Annotated in this window: 28 protein-coding genes and 1 pseudogene; 11 read left to right on the top strand and 18 right to left on the bottom strand. The window is 52.7% G+C overall.

What is annotated here, in order from left to right; all coding sequences use genetic code 11:
- The first annotated feature begins 222 nt into the window (after nt 1-222).
- The gene (locus tag PUT07_RS29970) at nt 223-1,224 is read left to right on the top strand and encodes an NAD(P)/FAD-dependent oxidoreductase (RefSeq protein WP_274472449.1); all 1,002 of its coding nucleotides are present in this window, start codon (nt 223-225) and stop codon (nt 1,222-1,224) included.
- A 332-nt stretch (nt 1,225-1,556) separates the two neighbouring features.
- Here the strand turns inward: PUT07_RS29970 and PUT07_RS29965 are convergent, their stop codons facing one another.
- A complete protein-coding gene (locus PUT07_RS29965) occupies nt 1,557-1,712 on the bottom strand; it encodes a sporulation histidine kinase inhibitor Sda (RefSeq protein ID WP_274472448.1) in 156 nt (51 codons plus the stop codon).
- Between the two features lie 339 nt (nt 1,713-2,051).
- Between PUT07_RS29965 and PUT07_RS29960 the strand changes: the two genes are divergently transcribed.
- Nucleotides 2,052-2,213, top strand: coding sequence for a mechanosensitive ion channel protein MscL (locus PUT07_RS29960; protein ID WP_274472447.1), 162 nt, complete (start codon nt 2,052-2,054; stop codon nt 2,211-2,213).
- Between the two features lie 39 nt (nt 2,214-2,252).
- Here the strand turns inward: PUT07_RS29960 and PUT07_RS29955 are convergent, their stop codons facing one another.
- Nucleotides 2,253-2,933 (bottom strand): glycoside hydrolase family 73 protein, encoded by a 681-nt coding sequence (locus tag PUT07_RS29955; protein WP_274472446.1) that lies wholly within the window; start codon nt 2,931-2,933, stop codon nt 2,253-2,255.
- A gap of 159 nt (nt 2,934-3,092) precedes the next feature.
- Between PUT07_RS29955 and PUT07_RS29950 the strand changes: the two genes are divergently transcribed.
- Nucleotides 3,093-4,139, top strand: a complete 1,047-nt coding sequence (locus PUT07_RS29950) for a methyltransferase domain-containing protein (RefSeq protein WP_274472445.1) — start codon at nt 3,093-3,095, stop codon at nt 4,137-4,139.
- A gap of 79 nt (nt 4,140-4,218) precedes the next feature.
- A complete protein-coding gene (locus tag PUT07_RS29945; RefSeq protein ID WP_274472444.1) occupies nt 4,219-4,905 on the top strand; it encodes a class I SAM-dependent methyltransferase in 687 nt (228 codons plus the stop codon).
- 148 nt (nt 4,906-5,053) lie between these two features.
- On the opposite strand, the gene PUT07_RS29940 is transcribed toward PUT07_RS29945, so the two are convergent.
- Together PUT07_RS29940 and PUT07_RS29935 are read right to left on the bottom strand one after the other, a co-directional pair.
- Nucleotides 5,054-5,416 (bottom strand): HesB/IscA family protein, encoded by a 363-nt coding sequence (locus tag PUT07_RS29940; RefSeq protein ID WP_274472443.1) that lies wholly within the window; start codon nt 5,414-5,416, stop codon nt 5,054-5,056.
- 147 nt (nt 5,417-5,563) lie between these two features.
- On the bottom strand, nt 5,564-5,743 hold the full coding sequence (locus tag PUT07_RS29935; protein WP_274472442.1) for an aspartyl-phosphate phosphatase Spo0E family protein: 180 nt from the start codon (nt 5,741-5,743) through the stop codon (nt 5,564-5,566).
- Nucleotides 5,744-6,111: 368 nt separating this feature from the next.
- On the opposite strand from PUT07_RS29935, the gene mqnE reads away from it, so the two are divergent.
- A complete protein-coding gene (gene mqnE / locus PUT07_RS29930; RefSeq protein WP_274472441.1) occupies nt 6,112-7,212 on the top strand; it encodes an aminofutalosine synthase MqnE in 1,101 nt (366 codons plus the stop codon).
- Between the two features lie 45 nt (nt 7,213-7,257).
- A complete protein-coding gene (locus PUT07_RS29925; protein ID WP_274472440.1) occupies nt 7,258-8,322 on the top strand; it encodes an NAD(P)/FAD-dependent oxidoreductase in 1,065 nt (354 codons plus the stop codon).
- Between the two features lie 15 nt (nt 8,323-8,337).
- Here the strand turns inward: PUT07_RS29925 and PUT07_RS29920 are convergent, their stop codons facing one another.
- A complete protein-coding gene (locus PUT07_RS29920) occupies nt 8,338-8,592 on the bottom strand; it encodes a YuzB family protein (RefSeq protein WP_274472439.1) in 255 nt (84 codons plus the stop codon).
- Between the two features lie 97 nt (nt 8,593-8,689).
- On the opposite strand from PUT07_RS29920, the gene PUT07_RS29915 reads away from it, so the two are divergent.
- Nucleotides 8,690-8,935: a NifU family protein gene (locus tag PUT07_RS29915; RefSeq protein ID WP_127452920.1), complete on the top strand. Its 246-nt coding sequence runs from the start codon at nt 8,690-8,692 to the stop codon at nt 8,933-8,935.
- Between the two features lie 50 nt (nt 8,936-8,985).
- On the opposite strand, the gene PUT07_RS29910 is transcribed toward PUT07_RS29915, so the two are convergent.
- The 5 genes from PUT07_RS29910 to PUT07_RS29890 all read right to left on the bottom strand — a co-directional run bounded on the left by PUT07_RS29910 (nt 8,986) and on the right by PUT07_RS29890 (nt 13,002).
- Nucleotides 8,986-9,777, bottom strand: coding sequence for an SDR family oxidoreductase (locus PUT07_RS29910; protein ID WP_274472438.1), 792 nt, complete (start codon nt 9,775-9,777; stop codon nt 8,986-8,988).
- 7 nt (nt 9,778-9,784) lie between these two features.
- Nucleotides 9,785-10,495 (bottom strand): Cthe_2314 family HEPN domain-containing protein, encoded by a 711-nt coding sequence (locus PUT07_RS29905; protein ID WP_274472437.1) that lies wholly within the window; start codon nt 10,493-10,495, stop codon nt 9,785-9,787.
- Between the two features lie 15 nt (nt 10,496-10,510).
- Nucleotides 10,511-11,476, bottom strand: coding sequence for a DMT family transporter (locus PUT07_RS29900; RefSeq protein ID WP_274472436.1), 966 nt, complete (start codon nt 11,474-11,476; stop codon nt 10,511-10,513).
- 78 nt (nt 11,477-11,554) lie between these two features.
- Nucleotides 11,555-12,454 (bottom strand): COX15/CtaA family protein, encoded by a 900-nt coding sequence (locus PUT07_RS29895; RefSeq protein ID WP_274472435.1) that lies wholly within the window; start codon nt 12,452-12,454, stop codon nt 11,555-11,557.
- Nucleotides 12,455-12,657: 203 nt separating this feature from the next.
- Nucleotides 12,658-13,002 carry a thioredoxin family protein gene (locus PUT07_RS29890; RefSeq protein WP_274472434.1) on the bottom strand — a complete coding sequence of 115 codons (345 nt, stop codon included), beginning with the start codon at nt 13,000-13,002 and terminating at the stop codon, nt 12,658-12,660.
- Nucleotides 13,003-13,192: 190 nt separating this feature from the next.
- Between PUT07_RS29890 and PUT07_RS29885 the strand changes: the two genes are divergently transcribed.
- Both PUT07_RS29885 and PUT07_RS29880 read left to right on the top strand, forming a co-directional pair.
- Nucleotides 13,193-14,032, top strand: a complete 840-nt coding sequence (locus PUT07_RS29885; protein ID WP_274472433.1) for an SPFH domain-containing protein — start codon at nt 13,193-13,195, stop codon at nt 14,030-14,032.
- Nucleotides 14,033-14,044: 12 nt separating this feature from the next.
- Nucleotides 14,045-14,239, top strand: a complete 195-nt coding sequence (locus tag PUT07_RS29880; RefSeq protein ID WP_274472432.1) for an Arc family DNA-binding protein — start codon at nt 14,045-14,047, stop codon at nt 14,237-14,239.
- Between the two features lie 28 nt (nt 14,240-14,267).
- Here the strand turns inward: PUT07_RS29880 and PUT07_RS29875 are convergent, their stop codons facing one another.
- The gene (locus PUT07_RS29875) at nt 14,268-14,630 is read right to left on the bottom strand and encodes a DUF4183 domain-containing protein (protein WP_274472532.1); all 363 of its coding nucleotides are present in this window, start codon (nt 14,628-14,630) and stop codon (nt 14,268-14,270) included.
- Nucleotides 14,602-14,682: pseudogene (locus PUT07_RS35685) on the bottom strand (hypothetical protein); the annotation flags it as partial. The gene PUT07_RS29875 and the pseudogene PUT07_RS35685, both read right to left, overlap by 29 nt.
- A gap of 128 nt (nt 14,683-14,810) precedes the next feature.
- Here PUT07_RS35685 and PUT07_RS29870 point away from each other — a divergent pair.
- Nucleotides 14,811-15,983 (top strand): DUF2515 family protein, encoded by a 1,173-nt coding sequence (locus PUT07_RS29870; protein ID WP_274472431.1) that lies wholly within the window; start codon nt 14,811-14,813, stop codon nt 15,981-15,983.
- Here PUT07_RS29870 and PUT07_RS29865 read toward each other — a convergent pair.
- The 5 genes from PUT07_RS29865 to PUT07_RS29845 all read right to left on the bottom strand — a co-directional run bounded on the left by PUT07_RS29865 (nt 15,967) and on the right by PUT07_RS29845 (nt 22,002).
- Nucleotides 15,967-17,655 (bottom strand): putative polysaccharide biosynthesis protein, encoded by a 1,689-nt coding sequence (locus PUT07_RS29865; protein ID WP_274472430.1) that lies wholly within the window; start codon nt 17,653-17,655, stop codon nt 15,967-15,969. The two genes, PUT07_RS29870 and PUT07_RS29865, sit on opposite strands and share 17 nt — an antisense overlap.
- A 28-nt stretch (nt 17,656-17,683) precedes the next feature.
- Nucleotides 17,684-18,166, bottom strand: a complete 483-nt coding sequence (locus PUT07_RS29860) for a DUF456 domain-containing protein (RefSeq protein ID WP_274472429.1) — start codon at nt 18,164-18,166, stop codon at nt 17,684-17,686.
- A 44-nt stretch (nt 18,167-18,210) separates the two neighbouring features.
- Entirely contained in the window at nt 18,211-18,951 is a 741-nt protein-coding gene (locus PUT07_RS29855) for a Cof-type HAD-IIB family hydrolase (protein WP_274472428.1), read from the bottom strand.
- Nucleotides 18,952-18,991: 40 nt separating this feature from the next.
- A complete protein-coding gene (asnB, locus tag PUT07_RS29850; RefSeq protein WP_274472427.1) occupies nt 18,992-20,866 on the bottom strand; it encodes an asparagine synthase (glutamine-hydrolyzing) in 1,875 nt (624 codons plus the stop codon).
- A gap of 269 nt (nt 20,867-21,135) precedes the next feature.
- Complete coding sequence (locus PUT07_RS29845; protein WP_274472426.1) at nt 21,136-22,002, bottom strand: helix-turn-helix transcriptional regulator; 867 nt, start codon at nt 22,000-22,002, stop codon at nt 21,136-21,138.
- Between the two features lie 128 nt (nt 22,003-22,130).
- On the opposite strand from PUT07_RS29845, the gene PUT07_RS29840 reads away from it, so the two are divergent.
- Nucleotides 22,131-24,113 (top strand): glycoside hydrolase family 127 protein, encoded by a 1,983-nt coding sequence (locus tag PUT07_RS29840; RefSeq protein WP_274472425.1) that lies wholly within the window; start codon nt 22,131-22,133, stop codon nt 24,111-24,113.
- A gap of 61 nt (nt 24,114-24,174) precedes the next feature.
- Here PUT07_RS29840 and PUT07_RS29835 read toward each other — a convergent pair whose 3' ends face one another.
- Entirely contained in the window at nt 24,175-26,241 is a 2,067-nt protein-coding gene (locus PUT07_RS29835) for a peptidoglycan D,D-transpeptidase FtsI family protein (RefSeq protein WP_274472424.1), read from the bottom strand.
- Nucleotides 26,242-26,250: the final 9 nt, after the last annotated feature.

Raw genomic sequence — 26,250 nt, 5'->3', positions numbered from 1 at the left:
GCTATTTTGGCTTAAAATCAGGCTTCCAGCCTTGTCTGGCCTGTCCAACCATTATAAGCATTACTTATCATATTGATAAAGCGATTTACATAAAGAATTCACACTTTTCTGTTTCATTAATTTTCCATGAAGCGATTATAATGAAGTAATGATTGTGGCCGTTTGCTGCTTTCCTTACACCATGCACATCGCAAGGATAATGAAACGGAGGAGTGGAAAACGATGAACGAGAGAGAAACGACTCGAGACATTATCGACATTATCGTGATCGGCGGTGGCCCTGCCGGGATGTTCGCATCCTTCTACGCAGGCATGCGCCAGGCATCCGTGAGAATTATTGAGAGCATGCCGCAGCTTGGCGGACAGCTTGCAGCGCTATACCCGGAGAAGTACATCTATGACGTAGCCGGATTCCCAAAAGTGACGGCGCAAGAATTAGTCGGCAGCTTATTGGTTCAAATGAAACACTTCCCGGTAGATATATGCTTGGAAGAGAAAGTACACCGGGTTGTGAAGAAAGAGGAGCGGCTCTTCGAAATCACGACGGACAAAGATACACACTTGAGCCGCGCAGTCATTATCGCCGGCGGCGTCGGGGCTTTCGAGCCGCGCCGGTTGGAGCTTCCCGAAGCAGCGCAATTCGAAAAGAAGAACCTTCATTATTTTGTCGGTGATTTGAATGCTTTCGCCGGTCAGAGGGTCGTTATCAGCGGCGGCGGCGATTCCGCGGTAGACTGGGCGCTCATGCTCGAGCCGGTCGCTGAGCGGGTAACGCTGATCCACCGCCGTGATAAATTCCGCGCTCATGAGCATAGCGTTGAACGTTTGTTGAAGTCTGGCGTCAACGTCGTCACCCCAACGGAAATCACGAAGCTGCACGGCAGCAGCCGCATCGAGCAGGTGACGCTCAAGAATATCAAATCCGGCGCAGTCACCTTGCTCGATGTGGATGCGGTGATCGTCAACTTCGGCTTCGTCTCTTCCCTCGGACCGATCGCCGAATGGGGCCTTACGATTGAGAACGGCTCACTTGTGGTTGACTCCAGGATGGAGACGAACATTCCAGGCATCTTTGCGGCCGGGGATATCACGACGTATCCCGGTAAATTGAAGTTGATCGCGGTTGGCTTCGGCGAGGCACCGACGGCGATTAACAATGCCAAAGTCTATATCGATCCGACAGCCAAACTTTCACCGGGACATAGTTCAAGCTTGAAATTATAATCAATCGATGCAAAAAGGGGTATTCTATACCTAATCTGCGGATTAGGAGGAATACCCCTTTGTCATCTATATGTCCGGTATGCAATGGCCTGCAGGAATTAAGCACAGAATGCCCTGAATGCTCGCACGCGATGCGCGATGGCGGCAGACTTAGCGACTACCTCGGTCCCTACTCCCCTTACAGGGAAATCGATGGATATTCGATGTCGGACGGCGCCATATCGGGTTCCGGCGATCAATGCCTGCATGTGGTCAGTTGCCCCGATTGTCAGCGAAGTATAACTATTCTCGTTCCGTATCTATGAGAGTCGTTAACTCTATGAGACACCTATCTAGTTCAGAGGCGTTTCGTCCTTCACGTACACTTGCAGCTTCAAATTACGTCTCTGAATTTCGGCGAGCAGCAGATCAACAAAATCTGATTCCAATCTCAAATCCAGCGCCTTATAATAAGAATCGATCAATGTTTCGTCACTAATTTGTCTCACTGAAATCACCTATATTCTATAATTTGTAATTATATTATCATGGGGGTAAAAATAGAACAAGCGTTCCGTTATCCACAGAATTATGTGTATATCCTGTGGGTAATTTGTTAATATGTCCCCTAATCGGTATCAAACCTTGGGGGATATTGTGTATAAAGTTATACACACGCTCGACCTATCCTTTTGTGATAAAAAAGATTTATCAGTATTTTTATAATTATTAGGCATCACTTCATATTCCTTTAACATAGTTCACAAATTTGAAAAGAATTTTTAATCGTCGCTTAATATTCGTCGCATACAATGTTAGTAGAAAGTCAAAACAAAGGAGTTGTATCTATGATCGTCTACGACATTGTATTGAATGGTGAGATTAAAGAGACTATTAAGCCTAAGAAGAACCGCTTGAAAGAAATCTATGCTTTTATGCTGGAGCAAACCAAATTGATGAAAGCGAAATACGGAGACAACGTCAAAATTAAAAGCCGCGTCGTGTACTAGGATTGGTTACCTGTCACCCGCGGCTCTTTTTTTCCTCCCTTACACAATTCCCTTGCGGTGCAGAACCGTTAACAACCGGTAGAAATCATAGCTTCCGCCGTTCGGCGTATCGATTAGGCCGGCTTTGACCGCCGCATCCACCGCAGCTTTGGCCCACACAGGTACTTCCTTAAGAGCCGCTTGCCCTTCCAATGCGTCAACTCTCGTCTGTAAAGCCGCTATTTGCGCTTGCAGCTGCTCGAGCATTCGAATAACCTCCTCATCGTATCGCGTTAATCCATTCGCTTGTATTAAATTGTTAAGCTTGCTGGCATAAGCTGGATCCGTTGCATATCCGCTATTTTGCAGCGCTTGCGTCTGTTCGCCCGGGCTTTGGGCATTCCTGACACTGACATAACGGGGGGACTGAAACAGGAGATCCTGATCGCGAAAGCCTGCCTCGATCGTGGGATACGCCCGGAAATCGCTTGGCACATGATCATAGCGGGTTCCATTCACGACTTCCCAAGTCGTAGCCGAGACTCTGTCCCCTTGCCAATACGGCGTCGTCACGCCGCTTCCGACCTTATATCCAACAAGATTGTTCCACGCATTCACCTTGCCGCCTGTTTCCAAAATCGCCTGCGCGATGCGCACGGACGGGAATATCGGCGAATTGTCCAGACGAAGCTTCACCGCAATCGGAGCAACGAGTTCGATGAATTCTTGTCTTGTTACCATGCACGCTCCCCCTCCTTTCAGAACGGACTAGCATTCTTATAAACTATTTTATTCTTATTAGATAGGAAAGGTTACAGTTTGCAGAGAATATGCGGCTCCTTCCGCTTTACATTCTCCTTACGTTAAGGTTTATTGTAGATAAGGAAGGTGAAGCATCGAATGAAAATCAAAGAACTGGCGTCAAAGCTGAATATTTCTCCGCGAACCATTCGCTTCTATGAAGCCAAGGGGCTGATTTCTCCGCACAAACAAGAACACAACGCCTACCGGACCTTCTCCGAGAAAGAAGTATGGCGTTTGCAGACGATCATTTCGCTCAGAGAAGCCGGCATGACCATTGAAGATATTCAGAAAGCGCTGCCGGACGCGGACGAAGCGAACACCGAGCAGCTTCAATATTATTTGGAGATGCAGCGGTCCATCCTCGTATCCCAATGGCTGGAGCTCAAGCAAATTATTCAGACGACGGACTCGATGATCGAACTTCTGAAGCACCAGCCAACGCTTCCTCTGGACGATATCTTCCTGCTGGCCGAAGGCTCCAAAAGACTGCGGGAAACGAGAAAAAACTGGAGCGACAAGTGGAATTTCGACCATCAGGCTCTAACGCATGACGACTACGTCTCTAAGAATGATAACGAATATAAGGATTATGACCAAGCGCTGCAAACGACGGTCGATTGGGTCGCCCCCAGATCCGGTGAACGCGGATTGGATATCGGGACCGGAACGGGGAATTTGGCCGCCAAGTTCCTGGACAAGGGCATTCGGATGGCCGGCACCGACCAATCCATAGAAATGCTGAAGCAATGCGCGCGCAAGCATCCCCACATGGAGCTGAAGCTGGGCAATTTGCTGGCACTTCCCTACTTGGACGGGCAGTTTGATTTCGTTGTGACCAGCTTCGCGCTGCATCATATCTCGGATGAGCAGAAAATATTGGCGCTGGAAGAAATGCGCCGCGTCTTACAGCCGCACGGACGCATCTGCATCACGGACCTGATGTTTCCAAGCGAGGCGATGAAGGAGCACATCTTGAACGATCTGACACAGCAAGGTGATGCCGAGCAGCTGCCCCTGATTCAAAATGAGTATTATGCGATCCGTTCCACCTTATTAGATTCGTTTGAATGTAACGGCTATATTACCAAGCACAGGCAGCTTAATGATTGGCTTACAATTATTTATGCGGTGCCGATTCATTAGAAAAAACTTGACCTTCTCCTAACGTCACTCCTTACGATGAAGAAGTTAACGATGATCCGCATCTTAAGGAGGAAGAAGAATGCCTGACCATGAACATATTTATCACTCCCAAGCTGAAACCTATGATCTGCTTATCTCCAAACAACCTAGCCTCTATTCTGTTATAGATGCTATTAAGCCCGCTGCCGGCTTGGATATTCTGGATCTGGGCGCAGGCTCCGGAAGACTTACCTGCGCCTTGGCGCCACAGGCCAAATCCATCCTGGCGCTCGATGAATCCCAAGCGATGCTGGACCTCACGGCTCATAAGCTGCGAGCAGCCGGGTTGCGCAACTGGAGCACCCGGGTTGCCGACCATCGCGCGCTGCCGGTTGAGGATCGCAGCGTCGATCTGGTCGTCTCCGGGTGGAGCATCTGCTATCTGGGAAGCAGCACGCTGCCGAACTGGCAGGCCGATATCCGTCAGGTGATGGCCGAGATCAAGCGCGTGCTGCGCCCTGGCGGATGCGCGATTATTATAGAAAACTACGGAACGGCCTCCGAGACGCCGGACCCTCCCGCCTTTCTATTAGACTACTTCGCGCAGCTGGAGAAGGAATATGGCTTCTCCTGTACTTGGGTAAGAACCGATTATGGGTTCGATAGTTTGCAGGAAGCGGAGCGGCTGACGCGATTTTTCTTCGGGGATGCCATCGCGGACCGGGTCGTACGGGAAGGCTGGACGCGGGTTCCTGAGTGCGCCGGGGTTTGGTGGCTGCGGGTGTAAAAGAAAAACTCAAGCATCCCGCATGATAACATGCGTGGCACTTGAGTTTAATACGGTCCAATTTGACGGCTCTAACGTCCAAACAAAAAAACTCCGGACGATGTATTCGCGTGGAATACTCCGTCCGGAGAAGATGTCGATGTGAAGCTTAGTCCTCGCAGGGCTGCGCCAGAACCGCGTCCTCTTCCTTGGTGCGGAACGACTGCCCGCATCCGCAGGATGCTACGGCGTTCGGATTGTTGATGGTGAAGCCGCCGCCCATGCCCTTGTCTTCAAAGTCGATTTGTACGCCGTACAAATATTTGGAGCTATCTGCATCCACTACAACCTTCAGGCCGTGGATCGTGAATTCTTTATCATCGTCTTTCTGCTCGTTGTCGAAGCCCATCCCATAGGAGAAGCCGCTGCAACCCCCTGCTTTGACGCCTAGACGCAAGAATAAGTTGGGTGATTCTTCGGAAGCCAGAAGCTCCTTAATTTTATCAGTCGCTGATTCACTAATAGTAATCATAACGGAAATCCCTCCTTGATGTTCCTTCGCTTCGAAAGAACTGGCATTATCCTTAAGTTTCGTAATGCTTACTATCAAGTATACTCCTATTCGATGCATTGCTCAAGGGCAGCTGCATATACATTCCCCGTCATACCAGCCAGATGATTACTGCTTCCGTCGGAGCGCATAGTACTGCAGCAGCAGCTGGTCAAGCTCCCGGCTGCACTGCTGAACCTCAGGATGCAGAAACCCATATTCAGTGCCTAATGTCACCATTTGCTCTCGAAGCGTTTCGATCGCTATGTCCAATCGTTCCTGCAGTTCGGTTACGAAATATGTTGGCACGTTTATAATCACCTTTTTAACCCTACGTAATCACATTGCAATAGTATACAGGAATTTGTTAATATTGGGAATAACCTTTTCAAGAAAATGCTAGCAAATTTTGTAGATTTGGCAGATTGTCAATTTATGTCCATCTTCCTCATATTGCCCCTCCCTGCGAAAGAGGTTTATAATGGTTAGGATAGTTTGTACGTATCAAGCAGAGAGACGTTCACGCAAAGGGATGGTCGCTGTAGGAAGTGTGAATTCCTGAACCGAATTGGCTGACAGGTAGGCGAGCTACTCACACTTAAAGGCGCATGTGATCTGAAATGGATTCATGCGTCGATTCTGTATGGCTTTATTTTGTATTTTAAGGAGGAAGTAGGATGAGTGTTACCACGACGGATCCGATCAAACGGATGGCGGAAATTGCCGAGAAAGTTGAGCACGGTGAGCGTTTGTCTCTGGAAGACGGATTATTTCTGTATGAATCGGATGATCTGCCGAGCATTGGTCAACTGGCTAACAAAGTGAATACGCGATTGAACGGGAATAAGGTTTATTTTGTGCAAAATATGAGCTTATATTTCACGAATGTGTGTGAAGAGCATTGTGCTTTTTGCCATTTCCGCCGCGACGAAGGTGAAGAAGGTGCCTACACCTTGACACCGAGCCAAATGCTCGAGTATGTAGCTGCCAACTATAACCCTGAGATCCGGGAGTTCCACATTAGTCAAGGGCATAACCCTCATGTGCCTTTCGAGTATTATGTCGATTGCATCCGCCAATTGAAGAAAGCCTATCCGGACGTGACGATCAAAGCGCATACCGCGGCCGAAATTGAATTCTTCTCGCGGATTAGCGGTTTAAGCTATCGCGAAGTGCTCCAAGCATTGATGGATGCCGGTCTGTCCACGCTTCCTGGCGGCGGAGCCGAAATTCTAACGGAGCGTTACCGGTCCAAAATGAGAGTCGAGAAGGCGTCCTCCGAAGAATGGCTCGACGTGCACCGCACGGCGCATCAGCTGGGCATGAAAACCCATGCAACCATGCTGTACGGCTCGATTGAAACGAAGGAAGAGCGCATTCGCCATATGATGCTGCTCCGCGAGCTGCAAGACGAAACGAACGGCTTCATGGTCTTTATCCCGAATTCCATTCAGCCTGCAAGCAAGAATGCGGGGCTTAAGAAGCGCGTACCGGCCTGGGACGAGCTGAAAACCATCGCCATTTCCCGCTTGATGCTGGATAACTTCCCTCATATCAAAGCTTATTTCATTAATATCGGAGTCAAATTAACGCAGCTCTCCTTCGCCTTCGGCGCTTCGGACGCGCACGGAACGATCGTCAAGGAGAAAATCTCGCACGCCGCAGGCGCATTATCGCCGGAAGGCCTGACACGGGACGAGCTCGTTTGGCTGATTCAAGGTGCGGGACGTACGGCTGTAGAACGCGACACCTTTTATAATGAAATCAAAGTTTATTAGTCATAATAGAGAAGAGAGAACAGTTCAGAAGGGATATTGGGTGTTATGAAAAAGTTTGTGATTCTCGGAGGAGGTTATGGCGGTTTGACCATAGCCTTGAATATGCTGGAGAAAGATTTACCGGACGATACCATACTGGAGCTTGTTGACCGCAGCCCGTTTCAAGGACTCAAAACCGAATACTACGCCCTTGCTTCAGGCACGATCGCAGAAACACATATTCGCGTTGCCTATCCCGACGATCCACGCTTGCTGTTGACTTACGGCGAAGTAGCATCAGTGGATCTGGATAAGAAGGAAATTCGTTTCGAAGACAGAGAGCCTCTGACGTATGATTGGCTTGTAATCGGGCTAGGCTGTGTAGACAGTTACCATGGCATCACCGGTGCCAAGGAATTCTCTTCCAGCATCCAGACGCTGGCGCAAACCCGCGCTACGTACCAACGCATTAACAACATCGCCCCATACGGACAAGTATCCATTATCGGCGGCGGCCTTAGCGGCGTTGAGATGGCGTCCGAGCTCAGAGAAAGCCGCCCTGACTTGAACATCCGGCTGATCGACCGCGGCCCGAGCTTATTGTCGGCCTTCCCTAGCAACCTGCAGCAGTATGTGCGCGAGTGGATGATCGACCATCACATCGAGCTTCGGCCGAATGTCTCGTTAGTCCGTTTGGACGGGGGAGATTTGTATAACGGAGACGAAATCATCCGTACCGATGCGACAGTGTGGACGGCCGGCATTCAGCCGAATCCGATCGTAGAGGCTTTGAACGTTCCGAAAGACCGTCAAGGCCGCATCCTGCTGAACGAATTCCACCAGATTCCGGATTACCACGACGTGTTCGTCGTCGGCGATTGCGCGTCCCTGCCCTTCTCACCAAGCGCCCAAGCCGCGCAAGCTCAAGGCAAGCAGATTGCCGAAGCGATGCAGGCGATATGGAAAGGCGAAACGCCGCGGCTTGGCAAGATCAAGCTAAGAGGCACGCTCGGTTCGCTTGGCAAAAAGACCGGCTTCGGCATCATGGGCAAACGTACGCTAATGACAGGCAAAATCGCCCGTATGCTCAAAAGCGGCGTATTATGGAAATCGAAGCGTCACTTCGGTTAAAATCTTCTCAGCTGCCTATTCGCTTAGGAGATCGTACATGGCTTCGATTTCTTTGATCTTCTCAAGAATACGTTCGTGGAGAAGCTCAGCGCTTTCTGCGGCGATAATTTCACCGTTCAGCAAGGCGTAAGGCTCCATATAACATTGTCCGCAGTTGCCTAGACAACCGTATTCAATAACGTCGTAGTCCGGATTCTGTTCCAGAGCTTTCATGACTTTGTCGGTTCCATGGTGCATATTGCTGGCGCAAAACTCAATGATTGGTCTCATAATAAAAATTTCCACCTTATGATGATATTCGAAGTTGAAAACCATTTTCATTTAATCAGTATTGTAATATAATAATAAAAGAAAGGAGATGAATCAAATGTCTGAAAAAACGAAAGAAGCTATTTATGATGAAGTCCTTGAAGTTTTAGATAAACTTCGTCCTTTTCTACAACGCGATGGCGGTGACGTAGATCTCGTTGACGTAGAAGATGGCGTTGTTAAATTGAAACTGATGGGTGCTTGCGGAAGCTGCCCAAGCTCAACGATCACGTTGAAAGCTGGTATCGAGCGCGCGCTGGTCGAAGAAGTTGAAGGTATAACAGAAGTCGTGCAAGTGTTCTAATAACGACTATATCATAAGAAAGAGCTTACCACGAGGGTAAGCTCTTTTTGTTATGATTTCCGCTGATTAAGCACCGGCAATGGCTGGATCGGGTCCAACGCGCCGGAAATATCCATAATATTGCCTGTAATGAAATCCGAAGCCGGCAAGCAGAGAAATTCGATGACCCGGGCCACATCCTCGCCCGTCCCCGGCCTTCCGACCGGCGTCTCTCCGTCAACCTCCTGACGCGCTTCCGCCATCGTCTGCTCCTTATGCTTCCCCCGGATATCGCCCGGGCAAATCATATTCACGGTAATGCCATGGCTCGCTTCTTCTTCGGCCAACGTTTTCGTGAATGATACCAAGCCGACCTTCGCAGCCGCGTATACGGCCCTGTGCGTCCATCCTCTGGCTTCAGCAGCTTTGCCGAAGCCGAAGTGAATGATGCGCCCCCACCGCCGCTGCCGCATCATCGGCAGGACCAAGCGGTCCAGCTCCATCACGCCGAGCAAATTGCCCCGCATGAAATACTCGATTTCATCGACCTCATAATCGGCGAAGAAGCGCCGCTCCCGCATGAAAGGTCCCGCGTTATTCACGAGAATATCAATGGGACCGAGCTCATCTGCCGTTCGCTCCACCATGCGGAGGATATCCTCGCGTCTGGCGACATCGCCTTGAACGGCGATGCTGCGAACGCCGTAATCGTGCAGCTGCGCGACCAGCTCGTTCGCTTCCTTGGCACTATGTACATAGTTAACCGCGACCTGACATCCTTGCTTCGCCAGCGTGATGGCGGTCATTTTGCCGAGTCCCTTTGCACTGCCTGTAATAAGAACCGTTCGGCCTTTTAATTCCATGGTCCTCTTACCCCTTTGCAATACTAGCCGTAATATAAGAGAAAGCTATAATTAAGGTTCGGCAAACCATATCAAATCCCTGCTGGAGATCGGCAACATTTGATTTCACATTCTCGACATGGATGCGATCTCCGGGGTAAGGCTGCTTCTGCATGAGATCATCCAGCATTTCGGCGTTAATATAATGAATCTCCATATTCCGTTGATTCCGCAGCCGGTCGAGCGGAGATTTATAGTCCATTTTGAGGTTATACAGCTGCAGTTCGAGCGGGCTGTGAATCTTCTTCTCATGCATTCTGCGCAAAACGGTAAAGTAGGAATACCGCGTCTTGAGTGTCTCCGTTTTGAGCTCGAATAAATCATTCATGAACGTTCCCAATTTATCCAAAATGGAAAAAAGCCGAATGAACGCATTTTTGTAAAAGTAGACGAACAGATGATACGCTTCCATCTCCTGCGGGTTCATATCTTCCAGGAAAGCTTTGCTGATATGCTCAGCGTACCGCTCGCAGCAATACTTGCTCTGCTCGAGCTCGTCAAGCGCATCGATAAACCCTTTGCTCCAGATCGCCTGCCGGTGATATTTCGGATAGTCCGAAGCATGGCGGCGAATCGATTTGGATTCCAGATGCTCAATGAAAGCTTTCACCGCATTGCCGGCTTCCAGCAGCAGTCCGCTGTCCACCCGCTTCGGTTCATTGAACAATTGTCGCAGCATCGGTATACCCCCTTCTTAAACGCTCGCCGTCGTTTGATTGTTAATGGCCGCTTGCTTCGCGGCTTGAGACTTGTCCGCCTGTACCAGGTACATGGCTGTCAGCACGCCTGCACCGCCCATGACCTGATAGAACGATATCGATTCGTGCAAAATGAAATATCCGGCCAGCGCAGCGGTTACCGGGAGCAAATAACCGTACGCCGATGATTTGAACGGCCCCAGCTTCGCTAGGCTCCAATTATGCAGGGAGAACCCGAGCGCCGTCGCAAGCAGCGAAGTGTAAATTAAGCTGAGCCAGCCTGTGGCCGAAATGGCCGACAAATAAGCGGCATCCGCGCGCAGCAGCACGAATGGCAGCAAGGAGATTGCGCCTGCCGTCATCTCGAAGGAGATGAGCATCGGCAGCGGATAGCGCTGAACGAGCCGGTTCATGCCGATGAGATAGATCGCCCCCATGACGCTGCGCATCAGCAGCAGAACGTCGCCTCTGAGCGTTTCTCCCCCCAGATGAAAGCCGCTGGCTCCCCCGGATACGATAATGATGACGCTCCCGAGCGCTAGCGGAATCCCCAGCAGGATGCGCCAGGAGAGCCTGACTTGTCCGGCCAGCAAAGCAATGAGGACGGTGATCACGGGCATGAAGCCGCGGCCTAATACCGCACCGTTCGCCGAGTTGGAGAATTGCAGCGCATATTGCAGCATCGCCTCCATGCCGATCGCGTTGAGAATCCCCAGCGCACATATACGCAGGAGATCGCTGGCCGTAATGTGGAACTTCAACGACCGGGAACGATAATAGAAGTAAGTATAGACCCAGAGGATCGGAATCATACTCGCGAACCGCAGTCCGTTGAACACGAGGGAATCCCATTCACGTCCTCCGATCTTCAGCGAAGCCAGATTAATGCCCCATAGAATATAGACGAACACAAACCCTGCATGAGGGTAGAAAGTGCGAATTGAACTTGAACTGCGGCTCATGATGGCTCCACCTTTGTGACTGTAATAGAAAAATGGCTTAGAAAAGGAAATAGCCTTCTGTATCAGAAGGCATAGGTATTAGGCTTGACGGTCGTATAGGGTGAGCACGCACAGGTAACATAGGAATCCGAACATACCGGCCACAATGACGGCGTGGATCATACCGGTGAACAAATAGGCAAGCTCATTGCCCATGGACCATGTGACGACAGCACCGCTGAACACCTGCAGGGAGACCAGGATAAGCGACCATTTGCTGCCGAAATGCAATTTGTCGGAGCTTGGATAATAGCGCTTCGCTTGCAAATAAAGGAAGAGAATGCATACGAAGAGCAGCAATGCCGCAATCCGGTGCGTGAACACAATGCCGGTCGCTCCGCTGAGCTCGGGAATCACTTCCCCGTTGCATAGCGGCCATCCCGTGCACCCGCCTGAGGAGACGGTATGACGGACGAATGCGCCCAAATAAACGACAACATAGCTGTAAACCGCGGTGATCCATACAATCACTTTGAAACCGCTGCGAATGGCGGTATCTCTCTGAAATTGTCCCCATGGTGTAAACACAAGCGCAAGCAGCAGAGAAAACGCGAACGCGAGCAGCGATAATCCGAAATGAAGCGCGAGCACGAGCGAGGACTGCGGCCATACGACAGCCAATGCTCCCATCACGGCTTGAATGAGCGTCATGACGACGGTGCCGGTAATGAAATATTTCGCATCTTTCCGTTTCACATAACGAAACACAAGGATGAAGGTAGCGATCAGAATAAGGGTGACTATGCCGACAACCAGCCTGTGGCTGTATTCAATGAAGGATGATATCGTATGAGCCGGGACGAATTTCCCGTGACATAGGGGCCACTCGTCCCCGCAGCCTCTTCCTGCGTCAGCCTTGGTAACAAGAGCGCCCATGGCAAGTATGAGAAACATGCCGATGGCGGACAGATTCGCGAGCTTGGGTATCCATTTTTGCATGATTGCACCTACTTTTTCTTGAAAATCATGTCGAATGTGGTTGGTTCGTTTTCAATTATAGCTTTAAAAAGTTGGCAAATCCATTCGCAATTGTTACAAAGCTCCGAAACCGCCTAGGAAGGGGCGAACTCGTGTCAAAGTTGTGATTTTTGCGGATGCGGCAGCAAAAAAACGACTCGCACGGAGCCGTTTCCCATTGCCGGTTATTTCGCAAGCGCGCCGGATACCTCGATCGCCCGATCCAGGAATTGCTCGATTTCATCGCGGGTTTTGCGCAATTTGCTGACGAAGCGAACGAGCTCCTTGCCTCCCTGGAACGCGATGAAGCTTGGGATCCCGAGGATGTTCAGCTGCTCGCACAGATCCGGAACTTCGTCGCGGTCGAGTTCGATGAACGCGATTCGGCCGGCATACGCTTCCTCGACAGAGGGCATGAAGGGATCGATGAAATGGCAGTCCTTGCACCAGGTCGCTTTGAACACGGCGACAGTCAATCCAGGCTTGGAGATTTGTTCTTGAAAAGCTTGTTCGTTGGATATTTTCAACATGAGAAGCACCTCGCTGCGTTAGGAATTTATTAACTTATAGCATGCCCCAAAAAAGGTGTCAAGATGAACGCTTCCCAACATATTCCGCATGCCGGACATTTACATTTAAAGTAAAAAGTGATATCATTTAAATATCAATACAATATCCGCATCACATATACAGGCAACAATTAGAAAGGGTGCTGCTTCCATGAAAGAATCCCAAGCTTGGTCCATTAATGGTTTTCTAGGTATTTTATTGTTTATTATTGGCGGAGGTTTCGGTGTTCTACTCTTGACACAGGAACATTTTGTATCGGGAGCTATTCTCATCATTTTGGGATTGATCTTCGTTTCGACGATCACGGCGGTTCAGCCGAACGAAGCATCGGTCATCACTTTTTTCGGTACGTATTCGGGCACAATCCGCAAGAGCGGCCTATGGCTCATCGTTCCTTTTTCCAGCCGCAGGAAAATTTCTTTGCGGGTTCGTAACTTTAACAGCGTCAAGCTGAAAGTGAACGATATCGAAGGCAATCCCATTGAAATCGCCGCCGTCGTCGTGTTCAGGGTCGTCGATACGTACAAAGCGATTTTCGATGTAGACAGCTACGAGAAGTTCGTCGAGATTCAGAGTGAGACCGCGCTGCGCCATGTCGCCAGCAAATACCCTTACGACCGCTTCGACAGCGAGGGGTACTCGCTCAGGGGCAATGCGGACGAAGTCGCCGCAGAGCTCAGTCAAGAACTGCAAGAGCGTCTCTCCGTGGCCGGCGTCGAAGTCATCGAATCCCGCCTCACTCACCTTGCCTACTCGACGGAAATTGCAAGTGCGATGCTGCAGCGCCAGCAAGCTTCCGCCATTTTATCCGCCCGCCAAATCATCGTCGATGGAGCTGTCGGTATGGTCCAGATGGCTATCTCCCGCCTCGAAGCCGAAGGTCTGCAGCTCGATGAAGAGAGGAAAGCGGCCATGATCAACAATTTGCTCGTCGCCATTGTATCGGACCGCTCAGCGAATCCGGTCATTAACACCGGTTCGCTGTATTAACGGGCCCCCGCTATGGCTCCAAAGAAAAATTTTGCGCTTCGGCTCGATCCCAAGCTCTACGAAGCTTTGGAACGATGGGCGGAGGATGAGTTCCGGAGCGTCAACGGTCATATTGAATATTTGCTTCGGGAGTCCTTGCAGCGGGCGGGCCGTTTGAACCGGATTCAACCGCCACCGCCAGACGGTACGGTGAGTACGGAGGAGTAGCGACATGAACCCCCTGACCTTTATCTGGTCAGGGGGTTGTATTATTTTCACAAAACCACCTGAGCCAAAGGGAGAGTGTCCAGCACGTACGCCGTAAAAGCAGTCTGGCGAAGAAAAAACCATCCCGCTTCATAGAAGCGAAATGGCTGCAAAATGCTGTTGTGGCCAGAACGAGAGAAGCCGTAGTAAGCGTGGACAACCCGTCTTCTTGCAGCACACCGTTGACATAGGCGTTGTAGTACCCGTCTGTCGGCGGGGCCGGAAGTGCCGCAACCGGATCCCCATTGTCATCAAAGAAGTCGGCGGTACAAGGTTCGGGGCTGCAGCACGCCGTTGACGAAAACTTGCCGGTAGGAGATCGCCTTCGCGCTTGGAATGGACTGTTCCCCATATCCCGGGGTTTGGTCTTCTTCGGTGTATACCCTTTTCTCGCTATCGGAAATCGCATAGTAGAAATATTCAAATCAGACGCTTCCCCCATTTCTCGCATTTGAGTCCGGTTGTCACATACCGCCGCAGCTTTGAGCCAACAATATAAAGATGATAACGGATAGGTTGAGTTGAGGAGGTCATGATGAGTCCCTTGCATTTAGACACCATCCCATTGGCGGAAGCTTGGGCCGAACAATTGGATACCAGCTTGCGCACGCAGACGGAGCTGCTTCGCGGCGGCGTTGAGCCCTTCTCCCTTGCACCGGAGGAACGACAGCTCCTCGAGCATATTCGCACGCGAACCGCCGTGGAGAACCGTAATAACGTAACGCGCACAATGGCCTACTGGGCCATGTACCAAGCTCACCCCGAGCTTCACTGGGCGCTGCTCGCCCACCTGGTCTCCCGCAACGGGGGATGGAACATGACCGATCTCCGCGGGGAATTGCTGCCCCGCCTTATCGACGAGGAGCTGGTGGAACATCTCTTTGCCTTCCTGGAGCGTGCCAATGCGCTCATTTTTCAGGATGCTTATCCGCAGCTGCTGCTGTACGATGCCTCTGTTCGTAAGCGCAAGAACCTGTTCCACTTGCTCCCGCACCTCCATATCTCGATGTGGATGAGGCCCGTATGGGACCAGTTTTGGGCCAGCCATGATTCCGCCTTACTTACGATCGGGCTTATTGTCAACGAGCAGAATTATATCGAAGGACGTGTCGTTCAAAATAAACGTTATCAGCTCAGCGTACTGGATAAGCCTTTATTTAAAGGCCAGGCATTCCTGCAGCTGAACCAGGTCGGTTTCCCTTTCCTGCCGCTTGACCGGGAAGGCGACGCTCCCCTGCTCCGTCTGGCCGGCCTGATCCTCGAAAATTTCGCCGATTTGTCCGAGCGTATCGAATTCGGCAAAAGCCTCTATGCCCTGCTATTCGGAGTGCCTGACGTGCTTCAGGGCGCTCTGCGCTTCGCGAAGGCAACGCCGCATACCGGTTCAAGGGCTGACTACTGGCCGCACTTATACAGTCCCATACAAAAAGCCTCTCCCGATAAGAAATATCAGGAGAGGCTTGACGGCTGCTTCCTCAAGGAAGGAAGCAGTCCCTTGTATAGTCCTGCGCTTGCCGCGGCATGGCCTGACCGGCAAGTACTCCCCGCGGAGCCGGGGGATTGGTATCACGAAGCCCGCGAGCCTTTGGCCCATCTCCAGCCGATCACCGTGCCGGAGACCTACGACCTGACGGAAGCCATGTGCACGGGAATCCGCACGATCGAGCTGGCCATCCGGGCTGCGCAGGCTATGAACGTCCGATAAGACGGCTTCCCTTGTTAATCAGCTTCTGCACGGGCGCCGGGAAGTTCTTCACGTCGTCCTTCGTGACGACTCGCGTAAGCATCAACATGAGCGGATATAGGGCGGCGGTAAATCCGCACACCAGTATGGCATTAATCCCCTCATTGATCCGGTACAGGCTTGTCGGATGCACATACGTATGCGTGAGCCACTCTACGGCGATGCCAAGTCCGGCAATCACGATGATGGAGACGGCCAGTCCGACGAACCGGCTTCCGAGGATCGTGAACGTCACTTCTTGGCGCAGCGTACGTAGGTTGAGCCAGGACATCGCGATGAAGCAAAGTCCGGTCGATCCGATAATGCCATAAATGCCGAACCACTGCGCGAGCAGGAAGCTCCCAGCCAGCTTGACCGTAATCCCGACGGCGACATGCACCATCAGCGGCCTCATGCGGCCCATCCCCATCAGCACGGCGCCGGAGGTTTGCATCACAATTTGGAACATGGCCCCTAACGTCAGCAAAGCGATCATGTAAGGTCCATGGCTCATACCGAATGCCGTGTCTTCATGGCCGAACATGAAGTAGTCCAGCGGACGCGCAGCAATGGCGATCACGAGCACCGCTGGCAATCCCGAAAGTATGGACAGCTGGAGCACCCTTGTAGTCTGGTGGCTAACCTGCTTCATATCTTTGCGGGAATAGGCCGCCGAAATGATCGGAACGACCGACTGGCTCAGCGCGATAGCCAAAATGATCGGAATACCCGCCAACGATTGCGCGCGTCCTCCCATGATACCGACCAGCCCGAGTGCTTCGCCGCTGCCGATTATCCCTTCCAGCAGCGGAATAATGATGGAGGTGTCGATCGCGTAGACGAGAGTTACCGTGACCGAGAAAATGACGATCGGAATCGACAGCTTGAGCATGCTGCGATAAATGTCCCGGTATCGCGCCTGTACAGGCAATGCGGCGGATCCGCCTCCGGCTGCGGTTTCATTCACCGCTGCGCGGGAGACGCCTTCTTTCAGCCCAGCAGCATCCCGGCGTTTGAGCTTGAGAGCGAAATAGAGCATGACGGCAAGCGCCGCGATGCCGCCCATGACTCCGCCGAACGAAGCCCCGGCAACTCCCCAGCCCAAGCTGACCTGCAGGAGCAGATAGGCGAGTCCCACCGACGTGACCAATCGGAAAATCTGCTCAACGACTTGCGACACCCCGTTGGGCATCATATTTTGCCGTCCTTGGAAATACCCGCGCATAATCGCGATAAGCGGGAAGAACAGCATCGCCGGCGCGATGGCGCGCGTGGCCAGCGTCGCATCCGGCCCGCCATGCGAGATGTGCTCAGCATAGACCGGAGCCAGAACATACAACAGCACCGTCATGAACGCCCCCGCCACGACGGCGAACCAAATCGCCGCACGGTAGATGCGCTCCGCTTCGGCGGGTCTGCCGATGGCATACTTCTCGGACACCATCTTGCTTAACGCGCTGGGAACGCCCGCCGTAGCCACGACGAGCAGGATCGAGTATAAATTAAAAGCGATCGAATAACTGCCCATCCCCCCCTCGTGCAGCAGATGCACAAGCGGGATTCGCTGGAAAACGCCGAGAAACCGCGCAACAAGCGCGGCTACGGCGAGAATAAGCGTCCCTTTGACAAGCGAGTCTTTGGTTTCCTTCGTCAATTCCGTTCCTACTCTCTACAACCGTAATTTAAAAAAACACCCAGAACAAGAAAAGAATAATCATCGCCAGCTGCAGGACGATTTTCACTGCGCTGCTGGCGAAGAAGCCAAGCACGGAACCGATCCCGGCGGTAACCGCCTTCTGCCAGGAGGTGCCGATAATCAGCTCTCCGATGACGGCGCCGACGAAAGGTCCGATAATCAAACCGAAAGCGGGTATAACGAAGGGCCCGATAATTAACCCGATGGTGCTCCCGATCACAGCCGCTCTCGAACCCCCGAACTTCTTCACGCCCATGGCGCTGACCGCATAATCGGCGACAAGGATGATAATGACAATCAACGTCTGTGTCGTCCAGAACACCCAACCGAACGGTTCGAAGCTGACCAGCCAGCCGTAGATGAAGAACGCGGCATAAATGGCCAGAACTCCGGGCAGCACCGGATATACGGCGCCAAGCATTCCCACAACAAATAAAAGAATGACCAAACTCCAGGCTAATGCAATCATGTGCCCATCTCCGTCCGTTGTTTACTGGATAAAAAGGCGAATGGCTATGACTTCAGCAAATACGTATGTATGATCTTGGCGACTGCGCTCTCTTCATTCGTTACCGTCGTAATATCGGCAATTCGCTTGACCTCATCCTGCGCATTGCCCATGGCGACGCCAAGCCCCGCTTCACGAATCATCGCGATATCGTTCTCGCTGTCCCCCATCGCGATGACCTCCGACATCTGAATGCCAAGCAGCTGGCAAACCGCCTCCAAACCGCTCGCTTTACTGATGCCCAGCGGATTAATCTCGATGTTCGAAGGATGGGAATTGGTGATCTCGAGCGTTCCCCAACTGCTGACCGCACTTCGGATGCGCTCCAATTTCTCGGCATTCTCGGAGAAGTACCCGAACTTCAGCCATTCACTGTTGGCGATGTCGAGCCCCTCGCGCTCGCGGTTGAAGATGCCGTCTACGGAGTACGCCCACCACCAGCAATCATGCTCCAATGCCAATTCATGCAGCTTGCTCACGGTCTCCACCGGAAGCAGCGTCCGCCGCAGCAGCTTGCCCGGCGCTTCCCATACCTCGCCGCCATTCACGACAACCATAGGCGACGTCAGCCCCAGCTCCTGAATATACGGCATCGCGCTGACGGCGCCGCGTCCGGTCGACATCATGACAATTTTGCCTGCAGCCGCAGCTTGCCGGATCGCTTCCGCATTGTCAGGCGATATTTTCTTCTCCTCATCCAGCAGCGTGCCATCCATATCGAGGGCGATTAACTTAAACGGTCCCATGTTGTTCCATCCCCTGTTCCCTTAAGTATCTTCCTTAAACCTAGTAAGCCGCGAGCACTTTCTTAGGCAGTTCTTCCATAAACGTCAGATGCCAGAGAGCAAAAATATAGATCGTCCACAGGCGGCGCGCATAATCGCCCTGACCGCTGCGGTGCTTCTGCAGCATGCGTTCCACGGTGTCCATATTGATGTAATCCTCGATCCCGCTCGATTTGATTTGCTCCAGCAGCACATCGCCCATCGATCCGTTCACCCAATCGCGGAGCGGCACCGGGAAGCCAAGCTTCGGACGGTTCAGAATCGGATCCGGAATGATCCCCTCCATCGCTTTGCGGAAAATATACTTCGTCGTTCCGTTCGCGATCCGGTATCTCGCCGGAATACGGCGCGCCACCTCGAACAGCTCTTTATCCAGGAAAGGGACGCGCAGCTCAAGCGAGTGCGCCATCGTCATCTTGTCAGCCTTCATCAGAATATCGCCGGGCATCCATAGATTCATGTCGATATACTGCATACGGCTAACCGGATCAAGATGTTTCGTCTTATTGTAATAGTCCCCGGCTATTTGCACGGGATTCTTGTACGCTCGCAGCATCTCGTGGTCCAGACGCAGGATCTCCGCTTTCATATCCTCGGAGAAAATCTTCGCGTTGCCGAGGAAGCGCTCCTCGAGCGGCGTCGTGCCGCGCAGCACATAGTTGCGCCCTTTCACGCCGCTCGGAAGCATCCGGGCGAAGCGGTTCAGCATGCGCTTGATCGGATGCGGCAGCTGATCGATCGGTCGGAGCGACTGCGGCTCCCGGTAAATGCGGTAGCCGCCGAACAATTCGTCCGCGCCTTCCCCGGACAGAACGACCGTCACGTGCTCGCGAGCCAGCTGCGCGACGTGATAGAGAGCAATCGCCGAAGGGTCGGCGACTGGCTCGTCCTGATGCCAGATAGCCTTCGGCAGCGAACTGAAATAGTCATCCTTCGTGATGACTTTGTCATAATGCTCCGTACCCAATGTCGCGGCCGTCTGGGCGGCGATCACCGTTTCGTTGTTGGCGCCTTCGAAGCCAACCGAGAACGTGCGAATCGGTTCGATATTCCGCATATGAGTGGCGATCGCCGTCGAGTCAATGCCGCTGGACAGGAAACAGCCGCGCTCCACATCGCTGACGAGGTGATGCTTGACGGAATCCTTCAGCGTCTCGCGGATCTGCTCCACATACTCATCGAACGGGCGCTCCTCCGGCTCGAACATCGGATCCCAATACTTATGTATCGACATGTTGCCGTCGAACGTTATCTTCACATAATGGGCCGGCGGCAGCTTATGAATGCCGTGGAACATCGTATTCGGTTCAGGCACGTACTGGAACGTCAAATAATTCAGCAAGCTGTCCGTGTGAATCAACCGGTTCATGCCGTCCGCAGCCAGCAGGCTCTTGATCTCGGAGCCGAACAAAAACTGGCGGTCGTTGACATGATAATAAAACGGCTTGATGCCGAAATGGTCTCTCGCTCCGAACAGCTGCTTCTTCCTTTTGTCCCAGATCACGAATCCGAACATGCCGCGCAAGTGCTTGACGCACTCCTCGCCGAACTCCTCGTACAGATGAACGATGACCTCCGTATCGCTGTGCGTACGGAATTGATGGCCGCGCTCCTGCAGCATCCCGCGAAGTTCCTTGTAGTTATAAATTTCTCCGTTAAAAATGATCCAGACCGAATCATCCTCGTTCGTCAATGGCTGGTGTCCCTCTTGGATATCGATAATGGACAACCGGCGAAAGCCTAAACCGATCCGATTATCCGTCCAGAAGCCGGAATCGTTCGGACCCCGATGGACGATGACATCCGTCATTTGCTGCAGCATGGCTACAGTTGGTTCTCTATCTTCAAAATACATAACACCCGCAATACCGCACATGGTGAAACTCACTCCTCCGTACCATCATCAAACTATCTCTCGACTACCGATACACTAGTATACCATATCCGTCCGTCATTCTGGAAATAGGATGAAAGTACGCAATCCGCTGTTTGTCATAGGAAAATGAAGGTAATCAGAAGTCTTTTCAGCGAAGCCGTCAATCGAGTCTTTTTCATGCCTGCCCCACCTTTCCTTTGCGCACAAAAGTTGACTTCGTGCAACTTTTGGCATACAAGAAGGTTTCCCTCCTTGGCAACAGCATATGCTCAGGACGGCGGAACGGTTCCTCCTCTCGTAAACTGCTTGCGGTACGCCAGCGGTGACAGCCCCATTGCGGCGCGAAAGCAGTTGGAGAAATAGGCGGCATGATGAAAGCCGACCTGCTCGGCAATGCGTTCCATCGACCCCTGCGTCTTCAGCAGGAGCAGTTTCGATTGCTCGATCCGGTAAGCGTGCAAGTAGGCCAGCGGCGTGCAGCCGTATACCTGCTTCATGCACCTGCCCAAATAGTTCGGGTGAAAATGGAACACGCGGGACAAGGACTCATTGGAGATATCCTCCGAATAATGCCGCTTCAGGAAGGCTTCGATCTGTTCCGCCAGCAGGTGGACCTTGGTCCGCACTTCGGGCCGGTTCCCCGATTCCAACATCCGCAATATGTCGGCAAACACAACCTGCTCCTCCCAGAACGACACCGATTTTGCCGTAACGGCAAGCTCCTGGAGCCGGCTCCACAGCTGCTCCAGTCCGGCGGGATCGGGCACCTCGCCCTGCTGGGGCAGCGTGATTTCGCCTGTTTGCGGGAGCGCGAATTCGTTGCGCGAAGGGAGCTTGTCTTCTTTGAACCTGTATGGGGTCACGGTTTGGAAATGAAGCCAATAGAACCGGCACTCCGCTTCGCAAGGCCGCACGGCGTAATGATATTTATCCGGCAGCAGCAGCGCATAATGCCCTTCGGTCAAGGTCCACGCCCGCTCCTCTTCCCCCAAATACAACGTTCCCTTCGTTATGAAGACGAGATCATACATGCCTAATCCTGTACGGTCCGGATGCGTGTCTCCCGCTTGGTACACACTGTAGCCGCTCTCCAGATAATAGGGCAAAGGCGGTGCGGTAAGGGAAATTTCTCTCATTTCGAACCATCCTCAAGTGTGAAATTTTATAAATAAATGGTTGTATTTCCGCCTGTTTCTCTACCAGTATCCCTCATATAATGGGGGAAAGCAAAGCCTATTTCCGCTAAAATCGAGGAGGTTGCACCATGTCAAGCACGCTGCTTCGGGCCAAGCATCAGCTGCCTTTAAACCAGATTACGATTAACGATGATTTCTGGAACCGTTATGTCTCCCTTGTCCGGGACACGGTGATCCCCTATCAATGGGAAGCGCTCAACGACCGCGTACCCGGCGCCGAGCCCAGCTACGCCATTCGCAATTTCCGGATAGCCGCAGGGTTGGAAACCGGGGACTATCACGGCTGGGTGTTCCAAGACTCGGATCTTGCCAAATGGCTGGAGGCTGTCGCCTACTCGCTTCAGGCTCATCCCGACGAGCAATTGGAACGCATCGCCGATGAGACGATCGAGCTTATTTGCAAGGCACAGCATAGCGACGGCTACGTGAACACCTATTACACCATCAAAGAGCCGGGCAAACGGTGGACGAACTTGCATGAATGCCATGAGTTATACTGTGCAGGGCATATGATTGAAGCTGCCGTGGCCTATTACGAAGCCACCGGCAAAAGGAAGTTTTTGGATGCGATGTGCCGCTTCGTCGATCATATCGGCGATACGTTCGGCCGTGAGGAAGGGAAACTGCGCGGGTATGACGGGCATCAAGAAATCGAGCTTGCGCTGGTCAAGCTGTATACGGTGACGCAGAATGATCAATACTTGAAGCTTGCCTGCTATTTCATCGACGAACGGGGACAGCGCCCTGATTTCTTCGAGATGGAATGGGAGCGCCGCGGCCGAACGTCTCATTACCGCGCAGGCCAATCGGCAAATCCGGCGTTGAATGCGAAGTATCAACAGAACCACCTGCCCGTGCGCGAACAGGATACGGCCGTCGGCCATTCGGTTAGAGCTGTCTACATGTACACCGCCATGGCTGATCTGGCCCGGGAAACAGGCGACGAGCGGCTTCTTGCGGCTTGCCGGAAGCTGTGGGCGAATACGACGCGGAAGCAAATGTACATAACCGGCGGAATCGGTTCGACGCATCACGGGGAAGCCTTCTCCTTCGACTACGATCTGCCTAATGACACGGTCTATGCCGAGACGTGCGCTTCGATCGGTCTGGTGTTCTTCGCCCAGCGGATGCTGCGGCTCGAGACGCGAAGCGAATATGCGGATGTGATCGAGCGTGCGCTGTACAACATCATCATCGGCAGCATGAGCCAGGACGGGACGCGCTTCTTCTATGTGAATCCGCTGGAGGTATGGCCGGAAGCTTCGGCAGGCAATCCCGGCAAGCACCACGTAAAAGCGGAGCGCCAGAAGTGGTTCGGCTGCGCTTGCTGCCCGCCGAATTTGGCGCGGATCCTTTCTTCGCTGGGGAGCTATATGTATACGACGGAGGAAGGAAGGATCAACTGCCATCTGTTTATCGGCAGCGAAACAACGATTACGCTGGACGGGAGCGTCTCCGTCGGCTTGAAGCAGATGAGCTCGCTGCCTTGGCACGGAGAGTCGACGCTGCGCCTCAGCTTGGCGCAGCCGCACGCCTTCGCCTTGGCCTTGCGCGTCCCTTCCTGGTGCGAAGGCGAGCCGCAGCTGCTCATCAACGGAGTGAAGGAGCAGGCGCTGCAGATGGACAGCGGCTATGCGGTCGTCGACCGGGTGTGGGCGGACGGCGACGTCGTGACCTGGCAGCTGGGGATGGAGGCTCAACTGATCGAAGCCAGTCCGCTCATCCGCAGCAACGCAGGGAAAGCCGCCATCCAGCGAGGGCCGCTCGTCTACTGCCTCGAGCAGGCGGATAACGGCGCACCGCTCGCCGGCCTCAGCCTGCAGAGCGGCACGCGGCTTGAGACGGAGGCGGACACGGATACGCTTGGCGGCACGATGTTCATTACGGCACACGGCTACAAGGAAGCTGCTGCGGATTCGTGGCCGCAGGATGAGCTTCCGTACCGCCGCTGGGGGCCGTCGCCGGAGCCTGTTACCTTGCGGGCCATCCCTTATTTCCAATGGGGGAATCGCGGGGTTGGCGAGATGGCGGTATGGATACGGGTTAAATAATTCAGGCTCTGCCGAACAAAGCAAAGAGGATGTCTCCCGGACATCCTCTTTGTACTGTTCCTTACCAAGGCTTCTTCCCGCCGCCCAGCTTCGTCAGAATATTATCGTAGGCTGCGTCGTAAGCCTGGAAAATGGTCGCCGCAATCGGGGAGGCCCCATAGCGTCCGAATCCGCCCTCCGGCACGACGACCGCAACGGCCAGCTTCGGATTCTCTACTGGCGCGAAGGCGATGAATACGGCGTTCTCTACGGAGCCGCCCGCTACAGCCTGCGTCGAGGTTCCTGTTTTGCGCGCTACGTTGAACGGCAGCTCCTCGATGCCCTCCGCACCGCTCTTCATCCCGTGAATAATCGTGCTCCAATCCTCGTCAGCAAATTCTCCTCCCCAATCGTCCAGCACTTCAGGTTCGACTTTACGTACCAGGTCCCCCTGGTAGTTGCGGATCTCATCAACGAATATCGGCTTCATCCGTTTCCCGCGGCTCGCTAAAGTAGCGGTATATTGGGCAAGCTGCAGCGTTGTCGTCTTTTCGTTCTGGCCCCAGGACGCATACACCATCGCCGACTGGTAACTGTCATTCTCCGCATTTCTAATAAAATCGTTGGCACCTGCGAATTCCCCAGGCAAACCGCTGCCCGTCTTGATTCCCATCCCGAACTTGGCCAGATACTCGGCCCATTTGGCCGTCACAGCCGGATTCTCCCTGCCATATTTGTTCCAGAACGGGATGCCCACTCGCTCGGACATGAACGTATTGGAGGAGTGCTCAATCGCCCCTGCAGCATCCAGATAGCCGTAAGCCGTTTTGCCCGAATTCGTGATGGTGCTGCCGCCGCCGCGACCGAAGGTGAATGAACCGGAATCGTAATACGACTTCTCATACCGGTTGAAAAATTTCTCCTTCAGTCCGATCAACACCGATAACGGCTTGATCGTCGAACCCATGAAAACGATGGACGACGGGTGCTTCGCGTTCTCTTTGGCATCCGGATATTTGGCTTTGGCGGTCCGTATGCTGCCGTTAGGGATGAAGGTTTCGATCTCCTTATAAATGCTCGACGGCATGCCGCCGGTCCATGCGTTCGCATCGTAATCCGGATAGTTCGCCATCGTGACGACGCGCCCCGTGTCGACTTCCATCGCAACGGCGAATGCGGAAGCCGCCTGCATACCGGTCCTCAAATAAGGGTCGCCTGCATGGGAAGGGCTGCGCAAATAGCGGAGATGGTCCTCCAGCATTCTTTCCGTTGCTTTCTGGACATCCTTGTGGATCGTTAGATACAAATTGTTGCCTTTGACGGGCGGCGTCACTTCCGCGCGTCCAATAATTTTATTCGTGGCGTCAACCGGATATACTTTACTGCCATTCATGCCGCGAAGCTCATCTTGATACATCCGCTCAATGCCGTCGAACCCGACCGTTTCCGTATTCAAGTATTCCTTAATCATGGGGCTGTCCTTATACATTTCCTTGGCGGTCGGCGAAGTAAAGGAATTCGTATAGCCTACCAAATGCGTAGCGATCGTCGTCAAGCCGTCATCGTCCATTTCATAAGTACGGATACTCTCTTCCGTTACGTCGAACCATTGAAACTCATCCCGATGCTCCAGCAGATAAGCGATTTCTTCATTGGACAAGTCCGCCTTAATGCGCCTCGGCACCCAGTAATAGCTCGGCTTTCTGACTTCATTCTTGTGAATATCATACCCGATATCCATGGCAAGAACGATCTCTTCCGGCGTCGGGCTTTTGGAGCCGGGCTTGGCATATTTGTCGAATACGTCGGTTTTGAGCCGCTCGGCCATGGCGATCAGATCGTCCAACTTTTGTGCGGCGGGATCAATCCGGAAAAAGAGCGACTGCATTGGGATCGTATAAGCAATCGGCGATTTCGTAGCATCATAAATGTTGCCGCGAATGGGGGCAATCTGCACGGTTTGCGTACCGTTCCTGTTTTCCGCCGCCTTATGCTCCTTGGCCTGAACGAACTGCAGCATCGCCAGACGGACGATCAGCATAGAAAATAAGATAAATACGACAAAGAAAAAAATATTGATCCGCACGGACAGATGCTTCTTCTTCGCTACTTCCTGTTTCCTCGGATCATCCAGAATCGGCGATTTCATCCTTGAACA

The sequence above is a fragment of the Paenibacillus sp. MAHUQ-63 genome, from assembly GCF_028765165.1.
Lineage (GTDB): Bacteria > Bacillota > Bacilli > Paenibacillales > NBRC-103111 > Paenibacillus_E.
Note: the sequence above shows the minus strand (reverse complement) of the source record. Positions and strands in the feature narration are given on the sequence as shown.